Origin of the sequence: Vibrio sp. HENC-03, assembly GCF_000305755.2 — a bacterium.
In the GTDB taxonomy this organism is placed as follows: domain Bacteria; phylum Pseudomonadota; class Gammaproteobacteria; order Enterobacterales; family Vibrionaceae; genus Vibrio; species Vibrio owensii.
The window spans coordinates 1,017,726-1,039,979 of record NZ_JH976064.1 but is presented as its reverse complement, the minus strand read 5'-3'; the positions used below and the strand labels follow the sequence as shown (position 1 = coordinate 1,039,979).

At 46.5% G+C, this 22,254-nt stretch carries 24 protein-coding genes; 17 read left to right on the top strand and 7 right to left on the bottom strand.

Annotated elements, in window-relative coordinates:
- Positions 1-62: 62 nt before the first annotated feature.
- On the bottom strand, positions 63-377 hold the full coding sequence (gene cyaY / locus VCHENC03_RS18685) for an iron donor protein CyaY (RefSeq protein WP_005438551.1): 315 nt from the start codon (positions 375-377) through the stop codon (positions 63-65).
- Between the two features lie 74 nt (positions 378-451).
- Here cyaY and lptM point away from each other — a divergent pair, with 74 nt between their 5' ends.
- From lptM to VCHENC03_RS18720, 7 genes are all read left to right on the top strand, one after another.
- Complete coding sequence (gene lptM, locus VCHENC03_RS28210; RefSeq protein WP_005533626.1) at positions 452-568, top strand: LPS translocon maturation chaperone LptM; 117 nt, start codon at positions 452-454, stop codon at positions 566-568.
- Positions 569-628: 60 nt separating this feature from the next.
- Positions 629-1,882, top strand: a complete 1,254-nt coding sequence (lysA, locus tag VCHENC03_RS18695; RefSeq protein WP_009705173.1) for a diaminopimelate decarboxylase — start codon at positions 629-631, stop codon at positions 1,880-1,882.
- 10 nt (positions 1,883-1,892) lie between these two features.
- A complete protein-coding gene (gene dapF, locus VCHENC03_RS18700; protein ID WP_009705172.1) occupies positions 1,893-2,723 on the top strand; it encodes a diaminopimelate epimerase in 831 nt (276 codons plus the stop codon).
- Between the two features lie 20 nt (positions 2,724-2,743).
- Positions 2,744-3,448 (top strand): DUF484 family protein, encoded by a 705-nt coding sequence (locus VCHENC03_RS18705; protein ID WP_032802273.1) that lies wholly within the window; start codon positions 2,744-2,746, stop codon positions 3,446-3,448.
- On the top strand, positions 3,414-4,355 hold the full coding sequence (gene xerC, locus VCHENC03_RS18710) for a tyrosine recombinase XerC (RefSeq protein WP_005430404.1): 942 nt from the start codon (positions 3,414-3,416) through the stop codon (positions 4,353-4,355). Before VCHENC03_RS18705 ends, xerC begins: the two co-directional genes overlap by 35 nt.
- A 12-nt stretch (positions 4,356-4,367) precedes the next feature.
- Entirely contained in the window at positions 4,368-5,084 is a 717-nt protein-coding gene (yigB, locus tag VCHENC03_RS18715) for a 5-amino-6-(5-phospho-D-ribitylamino)uracil phosphatase YigB (protein WP_009705170.1), read from the top strand.
- Positions 5,085-5,222: 138 nt separating this feature from the next.
- Positions 5,223-7,709, top strand: coding sequence for a bifunctional diguanylate cyclase/phosphodiesterase (locus VCHENC03_RS18720; protein WP_009705169.1), 2,487 nt, complete (start codon positions 5,223-5,225; stop codon positions 7,707-7,709).
- Between the two features lie 108 nt (positions 7,710-7,817).
- Here VCHENC03_RS18720 and VCHENC03_RS18725 read toward each other — a convergent pair whose 3' ends face one another.
- The gene (locus VCHENC03_RS18725) at positions 7,818-8,414 is read right to left on the bottom strand and encodes a tRNA-uridine aminocarboxypropyltransferase (RefSeq protein WP_009705168.1); all 597 of its coding nucleotides are present in this window, start codon (positions 8,412-8,414) and stop codon (positions 7,818-7,820) included.
- On the bottom strand, positions 8,414-9,964 hold the full coding sequence (locus tag VCHENC03_RS18730) for a COG3650 family protein (RefSeq protein ID WP_009705167.1): 1,551 nt from the start codon (positions 9,962-9,964) through the stop codon (positions 8,414-8,416). Before VCHENC03_RS18730 ends, VCHENC03_RS18725 begins: the two co-directional genes overlap by 1 nt.
- Before the next feature lie 41 nt (positions 9,965-10,005).
- On the opposite strand from VCHENC03_RS18730, the gene VCHENC03_RS0125460 reads away from it, so the two are divergent.
- Entirely contained in the window at positions 10,006-10,476 is a 471-nt protein-coding gene (locus VCHENC03_RS0125460) for an EVE domain-containing protein (protein WP_005452022.1), read from the top strand.
- A 69-nt stretch (positions 10,477-10,545) separates the two neighbouring features.
- On the opposite strand, the gene VCHENC03_RS18735 is transcribed toward VCHENC03_RS0125460, so the two are convergent.
- Together VCHENC03_RS18735 and VCHENC03_RS18740 are read right to left on the bottom strand one after the other, a co-directional pair.
- A complete protein-coding gene (locus VCHENC03_RS18735) occupies positions 10,546-11,370 on the bottom strand; it encodes a Cof-type HAD-IIB family hydrolase (RefSeq protein ID WP_005438534.1) in 825 nt (274 codons plus the stop codon).
- Between the two features lie 171 nt (positions 11,371-11,541).
- Positions 11,542-12,531 carry an alpha/beta fold hydrolase gene (locus tag VCHENC03_RS18740; protein WP_009705166.1) on the bottom strand — a complete coding sequence of 330 codons (990 nt, stop codon included), beginning with the start codon at positions 12,529-12,531 and terminating at the stop codon, positions 11,542-11,544.
- A 65-nt stretch (positions 12,532-12,596) separates the two neighbouring features.
- Between VCHENC03_RS18740 and rhtB the strand changes: the two genes are divergently transcribed.
- The 6 genes from rhtB to arsJ all read left to right on the top strand — a co-directional run bounded on the left by rhtB (position 12,597) and on the right by arsJ (position 17,912).
- On the top strand, positions 12,597-13,211 hold the full coding sequence (rhtB, locus tag VCHENC03_RS18745; RefSeq protein WP_009705165.1) for a homoserine/homoserine lactone efflux protein: 615 nt from the start codon (positions 12,597-12,599) through the stop codon (positions 13,209-13,211).
- Between the two features lie 28 nt (positions 13,212-13,239).
- Positions 13,240-14,463 (top strand): EAL and HDOD domain-containing protein, encoded by a 1,224-nt coding sequence (locus tag VCHENC03_RS0125455; RefSeq protein ID WP_005438532.1) that lies wholly within the window; start codon positions 13,240-13,242, stop codon positions 14,461-14,463.
- A 102-nt stretch (positions 14,464-14,565) separates the two neighbouring features.
- Complete coding sequence (locus VCHENC03_RS18750; RefSeq protein WP_009705162.1) at positions 14,566-14,901, top strand: metalloregulator ArsR/SmtB family transcription factor; 336 nt, start codon at positions 14,566-14,568, stop codon at positions 14,899-14,901.
- A 27-nt stretch (positions 14,902-14,928) separates the two neighbouring features.
- The gene (locus VCHENC03_RS18755; RefSeq protein WP_009705161.1) at positions 14,929-15,930 is read left to right on the top strand and encodes an ArsJ-associated glyceraldehyde-3-phosphate dehydrogenase; all 1,002 of its coding nucleotides are present in this window, start codon (positions 14,929-14,931) and stop codon (positions 15,928-15,930) included.
- 11 nt (positions 15,931-15,941) lie between these two features.
- Positions 15,942-16,436 (top strand): cyclin-dependent kinase inhibitor 3 family protein, encoded by a 495-nt coding sequence (locus VCHENC03_RS18760; protein ID WP_009705160.1) that lies wholly within the window; start codon positions 15,942-15,944, stop codon positions 16,434-16,436.
- Positions 16,437-16,694: 258 nt separating this feature from the next.
- Positions 16,695-17,912: an organoarsenical effux MFS transporter ArsJ gene (arsJ, locus tag VCHENC03_RS18765; protein ID WP_020197735.1), complete on the top strand. Its 1,218-nt coding sequence runs from the start codon at positions 16,695-16,697 to the stop codon at positions 17,910-17,912.
- 90 nt (positions 17,913-18,002) lie between these two features.
- Here the strand turns inward: arsJ and VCHENC03_RS18770 are convergent, their stop codons facing one another.
- Positions 18,003-18,383, bottom strand: coding sequence for a cystatin domain-containing protein (locus VCHENC03_RS18770; RefSeq protein WP_009705158.1), 381 nt, complete (start codon positions 18,381-18,383; stop codon positions 18,003-18,005).
- A gap of 250 nt (positions 18,384-18,633) precedes the next feature.
- Here VCHENC03_RS18770 and VCHENC03_RS18775 point away from each other — a divergent pair, with 250 nt between their 5' ends.
- The gene (locus tag VCHENC03_RS18775) at positions 18,634-19,647 is read left to right on the top strand and encodes an acyltransferase (protein WP_009705157.1); all 1,014 of its coding nucleotides are present in this window, start codon (positions 18,634-18,636) and stop codon (positions 19,645-19,647) included.
- Position 19,648: 1 nt separating this feature from the next.
- Here the strand turns inward: VCHENC03_RS18775 and VCHENC03_RS18780 are convergent, their stop codons facing one another.
- Positions 19,649-19,978 (bottom strand): DUF2500 domain-containing protein, encoded by a 330-nt coding sequence (locus VCHENC03_RS18780; RefSeq protein ID WP_005438509.1) that lies wholly within the window; start codon positions 19,976-19,978, stop codon positions 19,649-19,651.
- A 241-nt stretch (positions 19,979-20,219) separates the two neighbouring features.
- Between VCHENC03_RS18780 and VCHENC03_RS18785 the strand changes: the two genes are divergently transcribed.
- Positions 20,220-20,585, top strand: a complete 366-nt coding sequence (locus VCHENC03_RS18785) for a hypothetical protein (RefSeq protein ID WP_005430355.1) — start codon at positions 20,220-20,222, stop codon at positions 20,583-20,585.
- Between the two features lie 1,020 nt (positions 20,586-21,605).
- A complete protein-coding gene (locus VCHENC03_RS18790) occupies positions 21,606-22,226 on the top strand; it encodes a lysoplasmalogenase (RefSeq protein WP_032802212.1) in 621 nt (206 codons plus the stop codon).
- Positions 22,227-22,254 lie beyond the last annotated feature (28 nt).

The following is a 22,254-nucleotide window of genomic DNA, read 5'->3' as shown; positions in this document are numbered from 1 at the left end:
AAAGAGCACCTCGGTGCTCTTTTTTCGTTTAGGTGACTGGTCGTCACGAAGACCCATTTGGCTTATGCCCAATCGATCGTTTCACCAGCGTGTTTTTCACACTCTTCTTTCACCATTTCAAACAGTTCCATGCCCGTTTTAGAGCAAGTCCATTTGTTGTCGACTAGCTTGAAGTGGAAGCCACCAGACTTCGATGCCAACCAGATCTCATGCATTGGCTCTTGGCGGTTAATGATGATTTGGCTGCGGTCTTCAAACTCTAATGTCATTACGTTGCCAGTGACTTCGTAATCAATGTCTGCACCTGAATCATCGATGGATTCTTCGATGAGTTGCATCTGCGCATCCACGAGTTGATGAAATTCAGTATCGTTCATCCGTCTATCCTATTGCTTTTCCTGAGTGTGGTGCGATTATAGGGGGCATTGGTTTAATAATCACGATATGCAAAATGAAAAAATTACTTACTGTGTTGTTTGTGATGGTTGCAGCGACACTTGCTGGTTGCGGTCAATCGGGCTCACTTTACATCCCAGATGACGCTCAGCAGAACGAGCAGTCACAATAATTAGCCACCCTTAGGGTGAAATCAGGGTTTAGCAGTCGAATTAATTAAGGGAAGCAAATTTTGGATTACTTCAACTATCAGGATGATGGCCAGCTTTGGGCCGAAGACGTCTCACTTCAAGCTCTTGCCGAGCAGCATGGCACTCCTCTTTATGTTTACTCACGTGCGACGTTAGAGCGCCACTGGAATGCGTTTGACAGCGCTGTGGGTCAGCATCCTCATCTTGTTTGTTACGCAGTAAAAGCAAACTCAAACCTTGGCGTATTGAATGCACTGGCTCGTTTGGGCTCAGGCTTTGATATCGTATCTGGTGGTGAGCTTGAGCGTGTTATCGCGGCTGGCGGTGATGCGAAGAAGGTGGTCTTCTCCGGTGTTGGTAAAACGCCTGCAGAGATGAAGCGCGCACTGGAACTGGGCATTAAATGCTTCAACGTGGAATCAGAGCCTGAGCTTGAGCGCTTGAACAAAGTCGCGGGCGAACTAGGTGTGGTTGCACCGATTTCTCTACGAATTAACCCTGACGTAGACGCTAAGACTCACCCTTACATTTCGACTGGTCTACGTGACAACAAATTTGGTATCGCGTTTGACCGTGCGCCTGCGGTATATAAATTTGCTCAGAGCCTACCAAACCTAAACGTTCAAGGTATCGACTGCCACATCGGTTCTCAGCTGACTGAGATTGAACCTTTCATCGATGCAACAGATCGTCTATTAGCGTTGATTGATGACTTGAAAGCACAAGGCATCAACATCCGTCACTTGGACGTTGGTGGTGGTCTAGGCGTGGTATATCGTGATGAATTGCCACCACAGCCTTCTGACTATGCGAAAGCGCTGTTAGGTCGTCTTGAGAACCATCAAGATCTTGAACTGATTTTCGAACCAGGTCGTGCGATTGCAGCTAACGCCGGTATCTTGCTAACGCGTGTGGAATTCCTAAAGCACACAGAGCATAAGAACTTTGCGATTATCGATGCGGCGATGAACGATTTAATGCGTCCTGCGCTGTATCAAGCGTGGCAAGATATTGTTCCTGTTGCACCACGTGAAGGTGAAGCACAGACTTACGACTTAGTTGGTCCTATCTGTGAAACGGGCGATTTCTTGGGCAAAGATCGAGCACTAGTACTGCAAGAAGGTGATCTACTCGCGGTTCGCTCTGCAGGCGCCTATGGTTTTGTGATGTCTTCGAACTACAATACTCGTACCCGAGCGGCGGAAGTTATGGTGGATGGTAACCAAAGCCACCTTGTTCGCCAGCGTGAGGAGCTGACCAGTTTGTGGCAGCTGGAACAGATTCTACCGGAGTAACACACAACAAATGCATTTCCACTTTTCCAAAATGCACGGTTTGGGCAACGACTTTATGGTCGTCGACTGCATTACCCAGAACGTGTTTTTCTCGCAAGATTTGATCCGTCGTTTGGCGGATCGTCACACGGGCATTGGTTTTGACCAATTGCTCGTGGTTGAAGCGCCTTATGATCCTGAAAGCGACTTCCATTATCGCATTTTTAATGCCGATGGCAGTGAAGTTGAGCAGTGTGGTAATGGCGCTCGCTGTTTCGCACGTTTCGTCCGTTTGAAAGGCTTGACCAACAAGTACAGCATCAGCGTGAGCACCAAGAAGGGTAAGATGATTCTTGATGTTGAAGACGATGGTGAAGTTACGGTGAACATGGGCGTACCTGAGTTCGAGCCGAACAAGATCCCTTTCAAAGCGAAGCAGAAAGAGAAAACCTACATCATGCGTGCAGGCGATAAGACCCTGTTCTGTGGCGCAGTGAGCATGGGTAACCCGCACGTGGTGACCGTGGTTGACGATGTGGATACGGCTGAAGTGGAAACACTTGGCCCGCTATTAGAATCACATGAGCGCTTCCCTGAGCGTGTGAACGCGGGCTTTATGCAAGTTGTGAATCGCAATCACATTCGTCTGCGCGTGTATGAGCGTGGCGCGGGCGAAACGCAAGCTTGCGGCAGCGGTGCCTGTGGCGCAGTTGCGGTGGGCATCCTGCAAGGTCTACTGGATGAGAACGTGAAAGTTTCACTTCCTGGTGGTGACCTACGCATCTCTTGGCAAGGTCCAGGCAAACCGCTGTTTATGACTGGTCCTGCAACTCACGTATTTGATGGTCAATTGTCGTGCTAGTTGAAGAGCAAGAAAACCAAATCTCAGAAGTTGAATCGGATGCGCTGACTGCAGAAGTGGTGGCGCAATATTTAAAAGACCACCCAGACTTCTTTGTTCAGCGTCCAGAGTTGGTCGATCGCCTATCTTTGCCACACACAGATTTAGGTACGGTTTCTTTGGTTCACATTCAAATGAACCGCCAGCGCCAACGAATTGAAGAGTTAGAAGAAGAAATCACTACTCTGATGTCTTTGGCCGCGAACAACGATCGCACCTTCTACGAGTTCATGGATCTGCAAGGGCAAATCCTTAAGTGTGGTGACTTCAAGCAAGTCATCAGCGCCATTGAACTCAAAGCCAAAGACCTTGGTTTGAAGGCGTATGTGCGTCTATTGAGCCAGTGTGATGCTGCGACTCAATTGAGTAAGGAAAGCTACCAACGTTTTGCTACCAACCACTTAAACGGCAAAGAGGCGTACTTAGGTCGTCTGCGTAAAGTGGATCGCGAAGCGTTGTTTGGGGATATGGACGTTCCAGAAATGGGTTCCTATGTGGTGTTACCGCTTGTGAAAAAACAGACGCTTGGCGTACTGGCATTTTCTAGCGAGGATGGCGGTCATTTCCAACCAGATATGGATACCTTGTTTTTGCGTCACCTATCCTTAGTAGTGGCACATCTCGCTCAAACATTGGTATGGCAAAGTCACGATGACGACAACTCCCAACACTCCTCTGCCAAATAGTCTTCAAAAGCCTCTTGAACGCTTCTACGAATTCCTGCGAAGCGAAAAGGGGCTTAGCCTGCACACCCAACGCAACTACAAACAACAATTGGAAACAATGGCTCACCACTTGGCTGAGATGGGTTTGAAAGATTGGTCGCAAGTCGATGCAGGTTGGGTGCGTCAATTGGCAGGTAAAGGCATGCGTGAAGGCATGAAAGCCAGCAGCTTAGCGACGCGCTTATCTTCTCTACGCAGCTTTTTCGATTTCCTGATCCTACGTGGAGAAATGTCAGCGAACCCTGCTAAAGGGGTTTCTGCGCCACGTAAGAAACGCCCACTGCCGAAAAACCTCGATGTGGATGAAGTAAACCAATTGCTCGAAGTGAACGAGGACGACCCGTTAGCGGTGCGCGATCGTGCCATGATGGAGCTAATGTACGGCGCTGGTCTGCGTTTGGCAGAACTGGTTAGCGTCGATGTACGTGATGTTCAGCTACGCAGTGGCGAATTACGAGTGATTGGTAAAGGTGACAAAGAACGTAAAGTGCCATTCTCTGGTATGGCAACCGAATGGGTTGGTAAATGGTTGCGTGTGCGTGGTGATTTAGCTGCGCCGGGTGAACCTGCACTGTTTGTTTCTAAGTTGGGTACACGAATCTCACATCGCAGTGTGCAAAAGCGTATGGCGGAATGGGGACAGAAACAGTCCGTTGCGAGCCACATTAGCCCGCACAAATTGCGTCACTCGTTTGCAACGCACATGCTGGAATCGAGCAATAACTTACGTGCGGTGCAAGAGCTATTGGGGCATGAAAACATCTCCACCACCCAAATCTATACCCACTTGGATTTCCAACATTTAGCGCAAGCTTATGATCAGGCGCATCCAAGAGCCCGTAAGAGAAACGACGACAAGTCGGATTAACCAAGGAATCCCATGAAATTCTACCGCCGTATCGCGCCTGTTAAGGCGATGACGTTTGACCTTGATGACACCCTCTATGACAACTACCCAGTGATAGTTCGTATGGAGCGTGAGTTGCTATCTTGGCTTAAACACCATCATCCGGCGATCGCTCACATGGATAAAGCCGATTGGTTTGCGCTCAAGCAACGTGTTCTACAGCAACAACCTGAGCTGAAGAGTGATGTCACTGTATGGCGCTTAGTGCAACTTAAGCAAGCCTTCTCCCAAGTTGGTTACGATGACGATGCAGCACATTCTGCCGCGCAAGCCGCGGTAGAGGTTGCTTTAGATTGGCGTAACCGCTTTGAAGTACCACAGCAAAGCCTCGATGTACTTGCTCAACTGGGGCAAGAAATTCCGCTGGTGGCAATCACTAACGGTAATGTGGATTTAGATAGAATAGGGCTCACACCTTATTTCCAACAAGTGCTGAAAGCAGGGCCGGATGGCAGCGCGAAACCTGCGCCGGATATGTTCACCAAAGCGCAGCAGTTTCTTGATTTGCCTAGTGAGCACATTCTTCATGTCGGTGATCACTTAGTAACAGACGTTCAAGGTGCGAAACTCGCGGGTTTTGCCGCATGCTGGTTCAATGATATGAATAAAAATGTCATTACTCAGGCAAAAACGCGAACGTTACCTGACATTGAAATCAATAACTTGCAGTCGTTACTCGCGCTTTTGTAATCGCTTTCGCATTAATCCATGCAATCTTAATTCTGACCCTAGAAAAGCCGCCTAAAGCTACGTAAATTACTCTCATCAAAGTAAAATAATAAAACCACTTTCATGTGGTGTGGCTTGATGACGGCAGTGGTAGGGTAAATGCGAGCATTCTCTCAACTGGTTCAAAATGTGAATCAGCTTAATGACTTTTTAGTCACTTCTCAGTGTTGTGCAGATAAACGTTATCTGGCGCAACTCTTATCCACCCAATCACGCGACTCCGCTGTCTCGCTCGCTCGGGCAATACTCGAAAGATTACCCAACACGCACATCATCGGTCACAGCACCCGTCACGTTATCTTGGAAGGTGAAATCATCAACCATGGCTGCTTAGTGTGTGTGATGGAGTTTGAACAAACCACACTCACGTCTGCGGTTCAGCATTATTCTTTCTCGCCAGATATCGATGGCTACGATCTCAAGCAAGCTTTACAACTGCAAGATAACTCCAAAGCCATTATTAGCTTTTCTGTCCAAATCGAACGCCGTGATTATCCGGTGTATCGCGTATTTGATGCCGATGGTCCGAAGGTTTCTGGCGGTTTGGCTCAAACCATCGATGATGGTTGTTGGGTTCTGCATCAAGACCAAGTTTATGACGAAGCGGTTGTCGCGGTTGCCTTGCACAGCGATACCTTGAAAACATGGACGAGTGCATATTCTGAGTGGAACCCAATTGGTATGCCGCACAAGGTTACTCACGCCAAAGGGACGCGTTTGTATCGTCTAGGAGAGCGAAAAGCGTTGGAAGTCTACAAGCACTATCTTGCTGACGGGCACGACCTGACGCTTAATCAACTGCTGAATTTCCCACTTTATCGCGAATCCATTGGGCGCAAAGAGGTGTGTGCCGTGACGGAAATCCATCCCGACGGCAGCATGAGCTTCGATCGCCCTTGGTGCTTGGGTGATGAAGTGCAGTTCTGTTACAACCATCCTTCGTTAACGCTTGAGCAAGTTCGCCATGGGGTGGTGGAGCTTTCCATGCATCAACCTGAAGCCGTGATGATTTATAACTGCGCATCGCGACTTGATTTTATTGATAGCAGCGATGAAGTTCGTGCCTTCACGGACATTTCTCACACCTCGGGCAGTTACTGCATGGGTGAGTTGTACGGCGAGAATCACCAACAAGAAATTCTGCACCATAGCCTGACTTATTTGGCGATGCGTGAAGGGGATGAAGTTACTGCGCTTAACATGCCACAGCAAGAAGTGAGCACTTCTATCTCTCCCTTATTTAGTCTGATCCGCAATGCGATTGGCGATCTCAACAACATGAATGCTCATATGGGCTATCAACTCGATCGCCAAGCGAAAAAGCTAGAACAGAGCTTCCGCCGAGATAGTCGTACAGGATTACAAAATCGCGTTGCGCTGCAAGAGCGTTTGATCAGCATTGATGCCGATGAACATTTACTAACGCTCAAACTGCTTAACTTTAGCCATATCAACGAAAAGTACGGTTATCGCGTTGGCGACCAGCTGCTGAAAGACTTGTCGATGCACTTTAGCAATCGCCTGCGTAAACGCCTTGGTAAACCGGCTGCGCTGCAACTTTATAGCATTGGTGTTGGTGAGTGGGCGTTCTTATTTAAAGCTGACACCAGCAGTGAAGCGATCAAGCAACACTTTACTCGCTTTGCTGATGCGGTTGAGCAAACCAACTTTGAACCAAGTGGCTTAAGGGACATTGATTACCTTTCGATTTCATTGTGCGGTGGCTTAGTTAGCCGTCGTGATTTCCCAACCGCATCGCCGGATGAATTGCTCCTCAAAGGCATTGAAGCACGAAGAGCAGGGGTGCGCAGTAATACTCACATCTGTAATGCCAAAGACATTGAGGTCAATGAAGATGTGCGGAAAGAGCAGTTGGGTTGGCTAAGCTGTGTGAGTCGCGCCATTCTCAAGCAGAACATCATTACCTACAGTCAGCCAATTGTGCACGCCTATAGTCATCGTCCAGCGAGCCAAGAGTGTTTGGTGCGTATCATGGAAGAGGATGGCAGCATCATTGCACCGGGGCGTTTCTTACCCATCATTTCTGATACGCATTTGTACACGCGTTTGAGTCGTCACATGATTCGCTCAACACTCAACTACATGAAAGACCAGCATGGTGACTTCTCAATTAACTTGTCACCTCAGGATTTACTCAGCGATAAAACCTTGATGTTGCTTGAACATGCCATTACCCAGCTTAACGACCCAAGACGGATTGGTTTAGAAGTGTTGGAATCGGAGCAAATCAAAGACTACGGACGAATGATTGAGGTGTGTAGCCACTTTAGAAGCCTAGGCGCTCGCATCATTGTTGACGACTTTGGTTCGGGTTACTCCAATATTGATGAGATCCTAAAATTAGAGCCGGAAGTGATAAAGCTCGATGGCAGTTTGATTCGCTACATCGACAAAGACCAAAAGCAGCGCAAGATTGCCTCGCAGTTGGTGCGTTTGTGTCAGGTATTTAATGCTAAGACCGTCGCGGAGTTCGTGCATAACAAAGAGGTGTGCGATATTGCTCAGGACATGGGTGTGGACTATCTGCAAGGTTATTACTTAGGTGAACCGACACGTTTGTTTTAATGTGCTTTGCTCTAATTGAGCTTAAGAGCTCTAACGTTTTGTTTCACGTGAAACAGCATCCAATAAAAAACGCAGCGTTAAAGCTGCGTTTTTTGATTCTTAAGGGCGTTAGACTTTGAACTCGTGACCACTTTTCTCGGCTTGGAAACGAGGAAGGTATTGCTCGAAGAAGTCCAGCATCTGTTGCTGGTTTTGCTCTTCACCAAGTTGTCCGAGCAATTGCGCAGCTACTTCAAAGGTACATAGGTTACCTTCTTGTTGGTTGCGACGCAGTTGATACTGGGAATCGACTTGAGTGGTTAAGCCCATCATCGCGATACCTTCTAGCCATCGGCTTTTGTTGATCATCTTGCGCGCCTCTTGCCAAGTTGCATCAAGAATGATGTACAACGGTTGTCTGTCTTGCTCGGTACTTTGTTGCTGTACTTGTTCAAGCGTTAGGCTCTCTTCACTTGGGAATAGCAGTACTGGCAGCAGGCTTGGATTCGCTAGCGTTTCTAACAACTCTGCTGGTGGCGTTTTTCGGTCCCAAACGACTTGAGTGACATTCAGTTGGCACTGGGCGAGCAGTTTGCCAGTGTTGGTATCGCGCGTCAGTTCATTAGGGTGCATTAACAGCATCAGCGATTGTTCACTGCTTAACTTAGGCAGCAGTGAACAGATGCAGTTGAACTGGAAGCCACAATGTGGATAAGGCTGCACCATTACAAGCGCACTCCATCGCGAACAGGGCTGATGCCGTCTGAGAACAGACGTACGCCGCTGACTTGCTCTTTGTTCGCTTTTGGCGCCAAGCTTGGGTTGATTGGGTAGCTCACGCCTGTGTATTGCATCACGTGTTGCCCAGTCGTTGCGCCGCCACCGCTGACATTGAAAATGAGATCACGCCAGCCGTGCGAGGTTTGTTGACCAAGCATAATTGGGCTTTGTACTAACGTCATACGGCTGTTGAAGCGCCACTCTTTTTCGTAGTTTTCGAAGACGAGTAGAGTACAACCGCCAGAGCCACACCAATCAAGTTGCACCAGTAATTCTTCATCACCATCGCCATTCAGATCGTAAGTCAGCCAACGGTATTGGTTATTGCTTGGGTTGGTTTGATTAATGAAAAAGTAGTTACGTACCGCCGCATCCACTTTTGAATTAAATTCGGCACTGGATGGAATATCCGCAGCTGCAATTGGCGCACTACCGCGTTCAGGAGCAGCTTGTTCAATACCTGAGTTACGCACTGTTGCTGGGTATAGCACTAAGCCGCCATCGGCAATGGGATAAACCAAATTGCCCACTTTCTCTTTGACTGCTTTCAGCTGGTTGCCTTCGCGAGTAAATAGGCGCTCGGTCATTAAGCGTTGTTGCTGGTGGTGAGTCATCAATACTTGTACTTGCGATGGGCTCAGCTGTTGCCAGTAGCCGCGTTCAATCAATGGCGGTTGCCCGTCTGAATAGCTGTATTTGGTGATGGCACTGTGGTCGCTGTTGAGTGTCATCTGCACTTCGAAGCCTTGTGACTGGGTAGATGTCGCCACGTAAGTGTTCACCCACTCGAGTGTTGAGTCTACGTTGGCCGCCATACCGCAGCCTTGGTAGGTTTTATCGTCATGCTCTAGCGTCGCTTTCCAGCCGTAGAGAGAGTTGCTCATGGTGTCTGAACACAAGTTCTCGGTCATGCGCAGTTCACCATCCTTAAGTTGGTAGGTGCGTTGGCGAGGTTGCAGTTTACTGCTGTCGATTTCGAGTGTTTGTGTCGACTTACCCATTTGCTGGAACTTGAGCGCGTTGCCTTCAAAGCTGGCTGACCACGATGGTTCGTTGCCAAAGACTCGTGTCGGTTTACTGGTTTGTTTGCAGCGTTGTGGGTTTTCTGTGGTGAGGAAGTTTACTTGCTCTACTACGAAGTTCGCGTCGAAGTCTGCAGAGAAACCATCAACACCAGGAGGATTGAGATGACCAATCACCTCTCCATACATGGTTTGATAAGGTTCATTGGTTAATGCGATGGCTCGTTGCACCTGTTGTGGTGACAGTTGCAACCAATATTGTTTGTCGCTACCACAAGGTGTGATGTACTGGCTTTCATGCCCAATCACGACTTCACCACGCAGCATAAAGGTTTGAGGTAAGATGGTTTCAGGCTTATCTAAGGACGCAGGCGGAGTGGTTGGGGCGTCTGCATCGGACTGCTGTGGTTGCATGCTACATGCTTGCAGCACCAGCAGTGTGGCTAATGCCACTGGGTTTTTCAAAGCCTTCATGTTATATCTTCCTCATTACTCAATCTGCATCGGATGGCATTATGGCATATTGGTTATTTAAAACAGAACCAGATACCTTTTCTATTGACACGCTTCGAACCCAAAAGGTTTCATGTTGGGAGGGAGTTCGTAATTATCAGGCGCGTAATATGATGCGCGACCAAGTTAAATTGGGTGACTTGGTGCTGATTTACCATTCCTCTTGCAAGAACGTGGGTGTGGCAGGTATTGCCAAAGTGACTCGTGAAGCGTATCCCGATCATTTCCAGTTTGACCTTGAGAGTGATTATTACGACCCTAAATCCGACCCAGAGAATCCGCGTTGGATAATGGTGGATATCGAGTTTGTACGTAAGACTGAACGCTTGATTCCGTTGTCGGTCATGAAGGCAATGCCAGAGCTAGAAAACATGCCATTGGTGAAACGCGGCAATCGCTTATCGATCATGCCGGTGAGCGAAGAAGAGTGGCAAGCAATCCTCGGCAAAGAGAAGTTGCCGAGTCAGCGATAATAGAAAAGGGCTGCATAGTGCAGCCCTTTGTGATTTTGCCGATAACCTACTGTTGGTAGCTAATACTGGTTATAGCAGATGATCTTGCAGGTAGTGTGCAACCGCATCGTCGGCGTTGCTGCCGATCACTTCATTGTTTGGTAGTGCTTTCATCACTTTTTCGTGAGAGGTGCCCATCACCAAACCTTTACCCGCCATCGATAGCATTTCTACGTCGTTCATGCCGTCACCAAACGCAATGGTGTTTTCTAGTGTCAAACCAATTGATTCTGCCACTGCTTTTAGAGCGTCACCTTTAGAAACACCCGCACTCATTACTTCCAGACACCAAGGTGTTGAGAAGGCGATGTTTAGTCGATCGCCAAACTGTTCACGCAGCTTCGTTTCGAAGGTAACAAGGTGTTCATGGTCTTGCGCTGGGTGGGTGAAGAACACTTTTGCAATGCCGTCTGTTGGCGCATTGTCTTGGTCGTACAACTTGTAAGTGAACTCTTCATGGAAATCACGCAGTTGTTCGTCGTCTTTGTTCAGCAACCAGTCGTCGTTTTGGTACATGTGGATAAGTATTTCAGGATCCGTTTTGATCGTGTCGATCACTGGCTGAACCAAATCTTCCGGTACGTTCTGGCTGTACATCTCTTGATCATTTTGGTCGTGCACACGAGCGCCGTTTGAAGTGATCATATAAGCCGGAATACCTACCGTGCGACGAATGCTTGCAACGTCTACGTGGTGGCGACCCGTTGCAAAGACAAATGTGTAGCCTTGTTCATGCAGCGCTTTGAGCGTCTCTTTCGAGTAAGCGCTTAGCTGGTGGTTTGGTGCGAGTAAAGTGCCATCCAGATCTGAGGCAACGATTTTAGTGATCTCTTTGCAAGGTAGCGATGTGCTCATGAAGCCCTCGTAAACGGTTCGGATAGAGTAGAACAGGTTGATTGCACACGGAGCGCAGTAGATTGACTAGGTCGTACTGCTCCGAGTGCGGGGAACATGATGAAGTTTACGCCAAAATAAGGAGGAAAAAGAGGGTAAATCGCAGACCTCGTATTTCCTCTTTAATTCATTTTATGCGCTTTGAGCACGCATAAAGGAAAAGACAGCGTCCAGAGCTTGGTTACGATACTGGTCTTTTTCGAACAAAATTTCGTGCTCTGCACCAGCAATCGAAACTAGGCTGGCATTGGGGTTGGTCTTACTTAGTTTGTCGATAAAGCGTTGCTGCGCGGCGTTACTAACGATGCGATCGTTACCTGACTGAACCAATAAAACCGGAACTTTAATTTGGCGTGTCAGCAAAATACATTGCTTGGCAGCCATTAAACCTTGCCAAACCCAGCGAGTGCTTGGCCCACCGACTTGTAGTTCGGGTTTGTCGTTGTATAAACCACGGAACCAATGATAACGATCGTAGCTTTGGCTAAGGGGGTTATCTTCAAACGGTTTTGTGTAATACGCCTTATGTCCCGGAGCATAGCTAGGTTTTGTCGAAACTGCCGCTAAGATTTGGCTGACCGGAATCGCGATAGGGCTGAGATACCACGGTAGGTTAATACCAAACATTGGGGAACTCAGAATCAAACCATCAAAGTTATGTTCTGGATGCGTTTGCAGGTAGCGTGTGGCGATCGCGCCGCCCATAGAGTGGGCAATGATAAAGCGCTGTTGGTATCCGCTTAAATCAAGTTGCTGCAGCACCAATTCCATATCTTCAATGTAATCATTAAAGTCATAGACGTGACCCATGTCTGAGTCTGGAATTAGGCGATCTGATAAACCTTGTCCTCGGTGGTCAAACGAATACACGTCATAACCTTGTCGGTACAGGTCGTAGAACAGTTCTTGGTATTTCCAGGAAGCTTCAATGCGACCGTTAACGATCAGCACGGCTTTTGTGTGCTCAGGATTGGTGAGTTTGCACCAGTAGATTTTCTTTTTCTCTGTCCCTTTTACAAAGCCTTCTTGGCGTTCTTGCCAAAGTGCTGCGATCGGACCACCTATTGCTTGCTCAAATAAAGTCTCTTGAGTATAAGTCAAAGGTGAATGGTTAATAGCCATTAGTCGATTACCTGAAGATACGTTGTTTACGCGATGTATCATCGAAGAATTATTGAGGAAATGCAATGGATACCCACGTTTGGTTAGCCTATGTGGTAACAGCAATCGTTTTTAGTCTGGCTCCGGGATCTGGTACCGTCAACTCAATCAGCAATGGTTTGAGTTACGGCACGCGCAAGTCATTGGGTGCTATCGTTGGTTTACAAATTGGTTTGGCGATTCATATTGCTCTGGTTGGTGCTGGTATCGGTGCGTTGGTCGCGCAATCGGCAACGGCATTTACCGTGATCAAGTGGGTGGGGGCGGCGTACCTTGTTTGGCTTGGCATTCAAAAGTGGCGTGATACGTCTGGTTTGGTTGCAACCGAGAGCCACAAAGTCATGTCAGGTACTTCTCTGTTGTACAAAGCCATTCTTATTAACCTGACAAACCCAAAATCGATCGTCTTCTTGGTGGCACTGTTTCCACAGTTTATCGACCCAGCGAAAGACCAATTGACGCAGCTGTTGGTATTGGGTGTGACCACAGTAACCATTGATGCGTTTGTGATGCTGGGTTACACCAGTTTGGCTGCACAAATGGGGCGCTTTATTCGCTCAGATAAGATCATGGGCAAAATTAATAAAGTATTCGGTTCAATGTTCATGGGATGTGGTGCATTATTAGCGGCAGCTAAGTAACAAATTATAAAAAGCACAATAATTTCGAATGAAAAATGCGTATGTCGCCCGCCAGCCTATCTTTAATCGAAAAAGACAGACGCTGGGATATGAGTTGTTGTTTCGTGATGGTGAAAGCAATGCCTATCCTGCACACATCGATTCAAACAGGGCGACATACCGATTGATAGTAGAGAACTTTCTCTCTGTCGGAACCAATCCTCTGATTGCATCTTCGCGATGTTTCATCAATTTTCCTCACCAAAGTTTGTTGCGTCGGCTGCCAAGAAGCTTGCCGAAAAACAAAATCGTGGTTGAGGTACTCGAAACCTGCCAACCAACCGATGAACTGCTTGAAGCCATTCGCGAACTGTACCGTGAAGGCTACTTGATCGCGCTCGATGATTTCACTTTGACTGACGAATGGCGTCGTTTTCTGCCTTATGTTCATATCGTGAAACTCGACATCATGGCGATGGGGCTGAAAAATGCGTGCGATTTAGTTAAGAAGCACACCAAAAAGCGCACCAAATACCACTTCTTAGCTGAGCGGGTCGAAACCGAAGCTGAGTTTGAAGCGACTAAAGAGGCGGGCTTTAAATTCTTCCAAGGCTACTTCTTCAGTAAGCCGGAAGTGATGCAGACTAAATACGTAAGCCCCGAGCAAGTACTGGCACTTAAGTTATTTAGAGAAGTGTGTGTTCCCGATCCTGACTTCGACCGGATTGAAAACATCATTACTCAAGATGTCACGCTGTCGTACAAGTTATTGCGTTTTGTAAACACGCAATCGACCACATTAGAAGTGACCATTACTTCATTCCGCCAAGCTTTGATTTACCTTGGGCAAGAGAAGCTCAAAATGTTTGTCTCGCTGGTGGTGGCGTCTTATATCTCCAGTAAGAAGCCGCGTGAGTTGTACAACTTATCTTTGCAACGCGCTCAATTCTGCGAAGCCATGTCGCGCTATCAACCTCTTTCGCATCTCAACGAGCAGGGTTTTATGGTTGGCTTGTTGTCGATTCTCGATGCCATGCTCGATTTGTCTGTCGAATCTTTAGTTGGCCAGTTACCGTTAAGCCCTTCCGTGCAGCAAGCTTTGTTGCATCGCCAAGGTGAATACGGCGCGTTACTGGCAATTGAAGAGTGCTACGAGCGTGCAGACTGGGCAGGCGTGGAGCAATTCTCCCAGCAACTCGGTCTTTCTGTCGATGACGTGAAGTCTGAACTTGGCGAAGCCGTTCGCTGGAGTCAGACCTTTTCTGGCGCCTAATCTGATCAAATATTAAACTTTTATTACAGTCGAGCACGATCGCTTGACGGCATCCTATTTTTAAATAACTATATGCGCATATCCATATATAGGTATGTAAGTATGCTTCCACATCAGTTCTTCAAACTTCTTTCCGACGAGACTCGTGTGCGTTGCTTAATGCTGGTGGTTCGTGAAGGGGAAACCTGTGTTGGTGATTTAGCCCATGCGCTACAAGAAAGCCAACCAAAGATTTCTCGCCATCTGGCTCAGCTAAGATCAAATGGTATTTTAGTTGATAAACGCCAGGGGCAATGGGTGTACTACGAGCTGTCAGATCAATTACCGGGATGGATGCAAAAATTGATTGATGACTTGGTGGCCTCGAACTGCTTAAAGCAAGAGTACCAAGACGATATTTCACGTTTGCAAGACAAAGCTCGTGCAGCGTGCTGTTAACCAGCGAAAGCTTAAAGGTAGAAGATTATGACGATTAAAGTAGGTATTAACGGTTTCGGTCGAATTGGTCGTTTGGCATTACGCGCAGCGTTTGATTGGCCAGAGCTAGAGTTCGTGCACATCAACGATGTTGCGGGTGATGCAGCGACTCTTGGCCACTTACTTGAGTTCGATTCAGTTCAAGGTCGTTGGACCCATGCAGTGCAAGTTGAAGGCACAGACATGGTGATCAATGGTAAGCGCATCACGACTTCACAAGAGCGTGATATCGATGCTGTGAACTGGGGTCAATGTGATGTTGTGATTGAAGCAACGGGCGTTCATCGCAAAACCTCATTCCTAAACAAATACCTAGAACAAGGCGTAAAACGTGTTGTTGTTAGCGCACCAGTAAAAGAAGACGGCGTAGCTAACATCGTAGTGGGTGTGAACGACCACATCTTCGACCCAACGCAGCACCGCATCGTAACCGCAGCGTCTTGTACAACGAACTGTATTGCACCAGTCGTGAAAGTGATTCACGAGAAACTGGGCATTGAACAATCGTCATTCACAACGATTCACGATTTAACTAACACACAAACGATTCTGGATGCGCCGCACAAAGACCTACGTCGTGCACGTGCATGTGGCATGAGCTTGATCCCAACCACTACGGGCAGTGCGACTGCAATTGTGGAAATCTTCCCGGACCTAAAAGACAAGATTAACGGTCACGCGGTGCGTGTTCCTCTGGCAAACGCCTCACTTACTGACATCATTTTTGATGTGAAACGTGACACCACGGTTGAAGAGGTTAACGCACTACTGAAAGAAGCTTCTGAAGGTGAGCTAAAAGGCATCCTTGGCTTTGAAGAGCGTCCATTGGTTTCTATCGATTACAAAGGCGACCAACGTTCAACGATCGTTGATGCGCAATCAACTATGGTTGTGGGCTCTCGTATGGTGAAGATTTACGCTTGGTACGATAACGAAATGGGTTACGCGACGCGTACTGCAGAATTGGTTCGTAACGTTGGTATGGCATAAGGAGTTTTAAGATGTCTCATCCTACATGGCAATTAGATTTAGAAACGGGCGCTTTGGTACTGACTCCATGTCCTGGTACCAAAGGTGTTGAACTGCAAGCTTCGCTAGAGCAGCTAAAAGCGCAAGGCGTAGAAGCGATTGTTACTGCCCTTGATAATGCTGAACTAGCAGCAAAAGACGTGTCTGCGTTGGGTGAATTGACTCAACAATTGGGCATGAAATGGTTCCAAATTGAGATTGAAGATGACTGTGCTCCGGGCGAAGAGTTCGCGGCAAAATGGTCACAAGCGAGTCCTGAACTTCACTCGATTCTTGCTCAAGGTGGCAAGGTTGCCATGCACTGTATGGGTGGCTCTGGTCGCACAGGTTTGTTCGCTGCGCACCTACTGCTAGAGAAAGATTGGGCGCTAGAAGACATCGTACGTGAAGTGCAAGCGCTGCGTCCTGGTGCTTTCACTAAACCAGTACAAGTTGAGTACATCGAGCGTGTGGCTCAAAACGCTTGATCAGCTTATCGGGCTTTTGGAACATCATGATCTAAAAGCTTTCTTTATGCCTTAATGGCTTACCAATTTATGTGATTCTTGCTTACTGATTCTATATTTAAATTATTGTTTATTAATAAATAATGTTTAGATTTCTCATCAGTTCTTGTTTCACAATTTAGCGCCAGTGTTGAGGTGACTCAATGCTGGTGTTCAGGTCATAGAGCATTTGGAACATCATGATCTAAATGCTCTAAATGCTGTACATCTGAGGTCGTTATGATTTCAAAACTAAGTAAAAGTATCCGTCAGTATATGCTGGTGACGTTCAACTATTGGAACTTCACTGTGACGGATGGTGCACTCCGTATGCTGGTGGTGCTTTACTTCCATGACTTAGGCTACTCAAGCTTAGCCATTGCTTCGCTGTTCCTTTTCTATGAATTTTTTGGCGTAGTGACCAACTTGGTTGGTGGCTGGCTAGGTGCTCGACTTGGTTTGAACAAAACCATGAACGTCGGCTTAGGGATGCAGATTTTTGCCTTGCTGATGTTGGCAGTGCCCAATGCTTGGTTGACCATTCCTTGGGTAATGGCGGCGCAGGCAATTTCAGGTATTGCCAAAGACTTAAATAAGATGAGTGCCAAGAGCGCGATCAAAACTTTGGTGCCAGACGAGCAGCAAGGTGCACTTTATAAGTGGGTTGCGATCTTAACGGGCTCGAAGAATGCGCTGAAAGGTGCGGGTTTCTTTGTTGGTGGTTTGTTGCTGTCGGCGTTTGGTTTCCAAACTTCGATGGTCATCATGGCAAGTGTGCTGGCTGTTGTGTTTGTATGCAGCTTGATCTGGCTAGAAGCGGATATGGGTAAGGCGAAGAGCAAACCTAAGTTCCGTCAAATTTTCTCTAAGTCAGAATCGGTGAACATTCTTTCCGCTGCACGTATGTTCCTATTTGGCGCTCGTGATGTGTGGTTTGTTGTTGCTCTTCCGATTTATCTTGGCAGCGTGTTTGGTTGGGATCACTTGATGGTGGGTGGCTTCCTCGCGGCTTGGGTGATTGCTTACGGATTCGTTCAAGGTTTTGCGCCTCGTATTACCGGCAAAGCGCAAGGTCGAGTGCCAGATGGCAGCGCGGCATTAATTTGGGCAGGTATCCTTGCTGTCATTACTGGTGCGATTGCTTATGGCGTGCAAATCGGTTGGCAACCAGAGCTTGTTATTGTGGTGGGCTTGATGATTTTCGGCGCTGTGTTCGCAGTGAACTCATCTCTGCATTCTTACCTGATTGTTAGTTATGCGAAGGGCGATGGAGTATCACTGGATGTCGGCTTCTACTATATGGCGAATGCGATGGGACGTTTGATTGGTACGGTTCTGTCTGGTTGGATTTACCAAGAAGCGGGTCTAGCGGCATGTTTGTGGGTGTCTTTTGCTTTCTTAGCACTAACAACGCTAATTTCTATCAAGCTACCAAAGGCCAAAGTGGCTACGGCTTAAATCGGTTTACGACTTAGAAATAAAAAATGGCTCCATATTGGGAGCCATTTTTGTTTTTACGATTCAGTATCGCAAATCAGCAAGTCTTGCTTATGGGCAAAGACGACCTTGTTGTGCAGGTTGCGTCATTTCCATATCACCTTTCAGTGAGCGGTAAACGATGGTGTTCCATACTTCACCATTGTCCATTTCGAATTCAATGGCGTAGTTAAGACCATTCACCACTTGAGTTCGTACGCTTAAGATCTCTTTTAGCTTAGCCGCGGTATTCATCTGACCAAGTACAAAGTCGAGTGCTTGCTGAGCTTCTGGTGTTACTTCACCTTGTGACCAGCCGCCAGCAAGGTTTTCAGCGCTGCAGATAGGGTTCGCTTCCGATTGCGATTGTGTTGGTGCCACGGTCTCTTCCTTTTGATTACATCCAGCTAAAGCCACTACACAAACCAGTGACGCTAATAATGTTTTCTTCATAAAGACCTCTCTTAATAATCTGTCCAGCATCCTAATGGAATAAAACGGTTAAATCTGTTTCATATCTGAGAAAGCTTAGGGGTGCTGATCCTATTTGTACAATAGGATTTATCGCTAACCATTGTGCAAATCAATGATATTGGTGCGTCATCGCTGAGTTAAAAATAAGCAAAAACAGATTGTTAACTATTTCACTGGATGAAAATTACCCTATGCTATAGACGTAAAGCCAATCAAAGTAGGTAAGGGTATGAGAGAAAGGGTTCTGTTTTTCGACTTATTACGTTGTGTCGCTGCGGTCGCGGTGATTGCCATTCATGTGTTAGCGCCATATCGTAATGAGTTGGGAGTGATTCCATTTGACCAATGGTTGACAGCGGTAGGCGTAAACAGTGTGACTCGCTGGGCGGTGCCCGTATTCATTTTGATCACTGGTGCGCTGATGCTCAGTGATACGCGTCCTTTTGATGCCAAGTACTACGTTAAACGGCGTTTGGGTAAAGTGTTGGTGCCTTTCTTAGTTTGGTCGATGTTCTACGCCTATCTATCCGGTTGGACAGCGCAAGGTTTTGATTTCGAGACCGTCAAAGAAGTCGTTGGTAATAGCCCACATCATGCGACTTACTACCACCTTGGATTCTTCTACTACTTTATCCCGCTCTATTTTGTTATTCCGTTATTCCAATGGGTGGTCCGCAATTGCGATGAGAACGTCCTCTATGCGTATCTTGCTGTTTGGCTACTGACCAGTACTTTGTTCCTATTTAAGATTGATGGTCCTTGGAGTAATCAATACTGGCTTTACATGGGGTATTTGCCGCTCGGCTATGTACTATTTAAAAAGATGCCTCTCAGTCGCTCTACCGTTTCGATCTTTACTGGCTTAGGGTTAGTCGCTTTGGCCGTGACTTTCACCATGGTGGTGACCAACAGTTTGGAATTGGACAAGTACACCGTAGGGCGCTGGTTCTCTTACAAAACATTGAATGTGATTTTAGCGGCATCAATGATCTTTATGTTATGTCGCTACTTCGGTGAAGGTTTGGCACCGAAGACACAAAAAGTAGTGAGCTTTATTAGTCAGCACAGCTTAGGGATTTATTTGTTACACCCAATCTTCTTGTGGCCGATGAAAGCGTTTGGTTGGTATGAAGGTCACCCTGCATGGGTGATTCCGGTGTGGATTGTTTTGAGTGGTGCAGGAGCCTTGGGGATGAGTTATCTATTCTCGAAATCCGCCAAGACTCGTTGGCTGTTGCCGTAGGTTAGCGTTTTAGGGCGAAGTGTAAAAACTTGTCGCCACGGTAGGTCAGTGTGCCTTTATCACCAGGATTCAGCGCGTGGTAATAGTGCACACCGATTTGGAATTCGCGTTTAGGGCCAATAGCGCCACGTTGAACGTAGATCCAATATTCTTGGTCGTCTTGACCTAACTCGGCATCCGGAACTTCTATGGCTTGCTTGTCTAATATGGTCACTTGCGCGCTTTGTTCTGGCGCGTCTTCACCAAAGTAATGTTTGCTATAGAAGCGGAAAAATGCCCATGCACCTAGTGCGATCAGGGCGAACAGAGCCAAAATAAGTGAGATTGGCATGATAACCTCCAATGTTTCATTGGTGCCTATTTTACAGAACTCCCTGATTAAACTATGAGTTGAGATAAATTATTCGTGATCTAGTAAAAGTGTCGTAGATTTTATTCGGCGCACTTCACATTTTATATGCGTGCAAGAGCACAATTTAAAAGGAAATTTGCACCTTTTGGCTCGAAAAAGCTCTAAATTTATAGAAGAATGAAATGACGGACAAAGGAAGGGTCAAGTAAGGAGGGTTACGATGTCAGATATTGAGAAAGTAGTCATGCGTACCCGAACGATCGAGAAACTTCTGCGCACGCAATACCATGCAGAAGGGAAAGGGCTACATCAATTGATCACTAGCTGCGAGGAGCGCTTACCACATGATGTGGTAGCAAAGCTGCGTTTTATCGCAACAGTGCGGAATAAGGTTGTTCACGAAGAGGATTATAAACTGGACGATCGAAAAGGCTTTTTAGCGGCATGTGATGCATGCGAAAAAGAGCTGACACCGAGAAGTTCACGCTTTATTTGGCGAGCGGCGATTTTGTTAATGGCCTTGATAACGCTTGCTGCGCTCGGCTTTTACTACATGCATTGGGACATTCTAGTTAAGCATTTGTAGACAGTAAAATTTGAATAATAAAAAAGGGACGCGAAAGCGTCCCTTTTTTATTGTAAACAGTAACTTAGTACATCATTGGCAGTGTCATTAAACCAACAACCACTGCAATCATTACCAGCCCTTGTTTTTGAGAAGAAGAAATCATAACACTACCCCTAAAATCATTGATGAACTCGATGTAAATAATATAGCACTGTTTTTGAGCTTTGATCAACTTCAAAGCGGAAAAGTTTTCAAAACTCGCACTTAACTTAAGTGTTTTTACCCTGAATTGACTAATAAAACTGTGTTTTTTGTGCTGTTCTTTAAGTGTTCGACTTGTTGTTTTTATCTTCTTTTCTTTTTTAAGTGTATGATTTTCATGTGTTAAATATGAGTAATCTTATGATGAAATAGTGTTTCTTGTTTCAGCGAGGAGGTTGGTTAACTATTTTTGCTGAATTTCTCAAAAGTTGAGAAAATTGGCTTTTATGCTAATGAGGCTCACATTTATGGACGTCCATCTTGTTCTCTTTTTCCTATTCAATGAGAAAATCTCAGCACCAAAAGGGTTTAGCTTTAATCCACAATAGCTAAGGTTAGGTTTTTATTGTTTTTCTGGATTATGCTTTGTTATATCAGGCAGTTAAGTGTGATCGTTTGAATTTTTACTCTACACAATTGTTGAGCCAATAGTTGTTTATCTTGTTATGGGACGGTGTTTTTACCTTTCTGAGTGGTCAGAGGTGGTGGATCTAGCTTTTGTGTCGGTTATTTGCTCATAACGGTTGTATGGCGAACAGATTGGCGGTTTGTTTTTCAATTTCTGAAGGTTAGGTCTTTTGATGAAGTTATCCATAACATTCAAAGTCAGATAGTTGGGCTCAATAATTGTGAGAAAAACGATAATCAGTAATTGAGTAAGTTCCGTTTACAAAATGTCGTGATTCGCTATCGAGATCCAACTTTCACTGATTGTGTCTTTACATCAAGATTGGTCTACCTAGACTAGCGGCGAGATTACGTGAAAGGTGTATCGGCATGTGGAGTTGGTTAGCGATAGGGCTATCAGGAATATATTCCGTGTTGGGGGCGAAACAGGCCAATCCGACACAGTCTCTGGCATTTAAAATCTTTACTCTGCTATTGCTGCTAGTTCTGGCGCTCACGGAGGGGGCTTCGGCACCTCACACCTACTGGATTGCTGGTGGCTTATTGGTTTCAATGTTCGCCGATACCCTCCATTCGTTTAAATCTCGAAAGCCTCTTTATTTTGCCGGTTATCTATTGGCACAAATCTGTTACAGCAAATCGTTCTGGATTCAGCTTAATGGTGACATCGTTTGGTGGCTGTTAGCTTTGCTTCTTGCAGCGAGTATCGTGGCCTTCTTCTTGTTGCTCCCTCAACTGGATTCTATGGTCTTTCCTGTTGTTATCATGGGGATCATGTTGGTTCAGCTAGCTTGGGCAGCAGGAGAGGTGTGGTTACAAGTGCCGAGCTTTGCCAATGCTCTCGGCTTTAGCGGCACTCTCGTCATGATTTATTCCGCCTTAGCCTACGCGATACATGGATATCGTAAGCCGATGAAGCGAGCGTATGTTTGGGTAAGTGGCAGTTACTTCTTGGCTCATGCACTTATTGTTGCCTCTATCATTTACTAACTTAGGTCAAAGTCAGCGGCTACGTTTT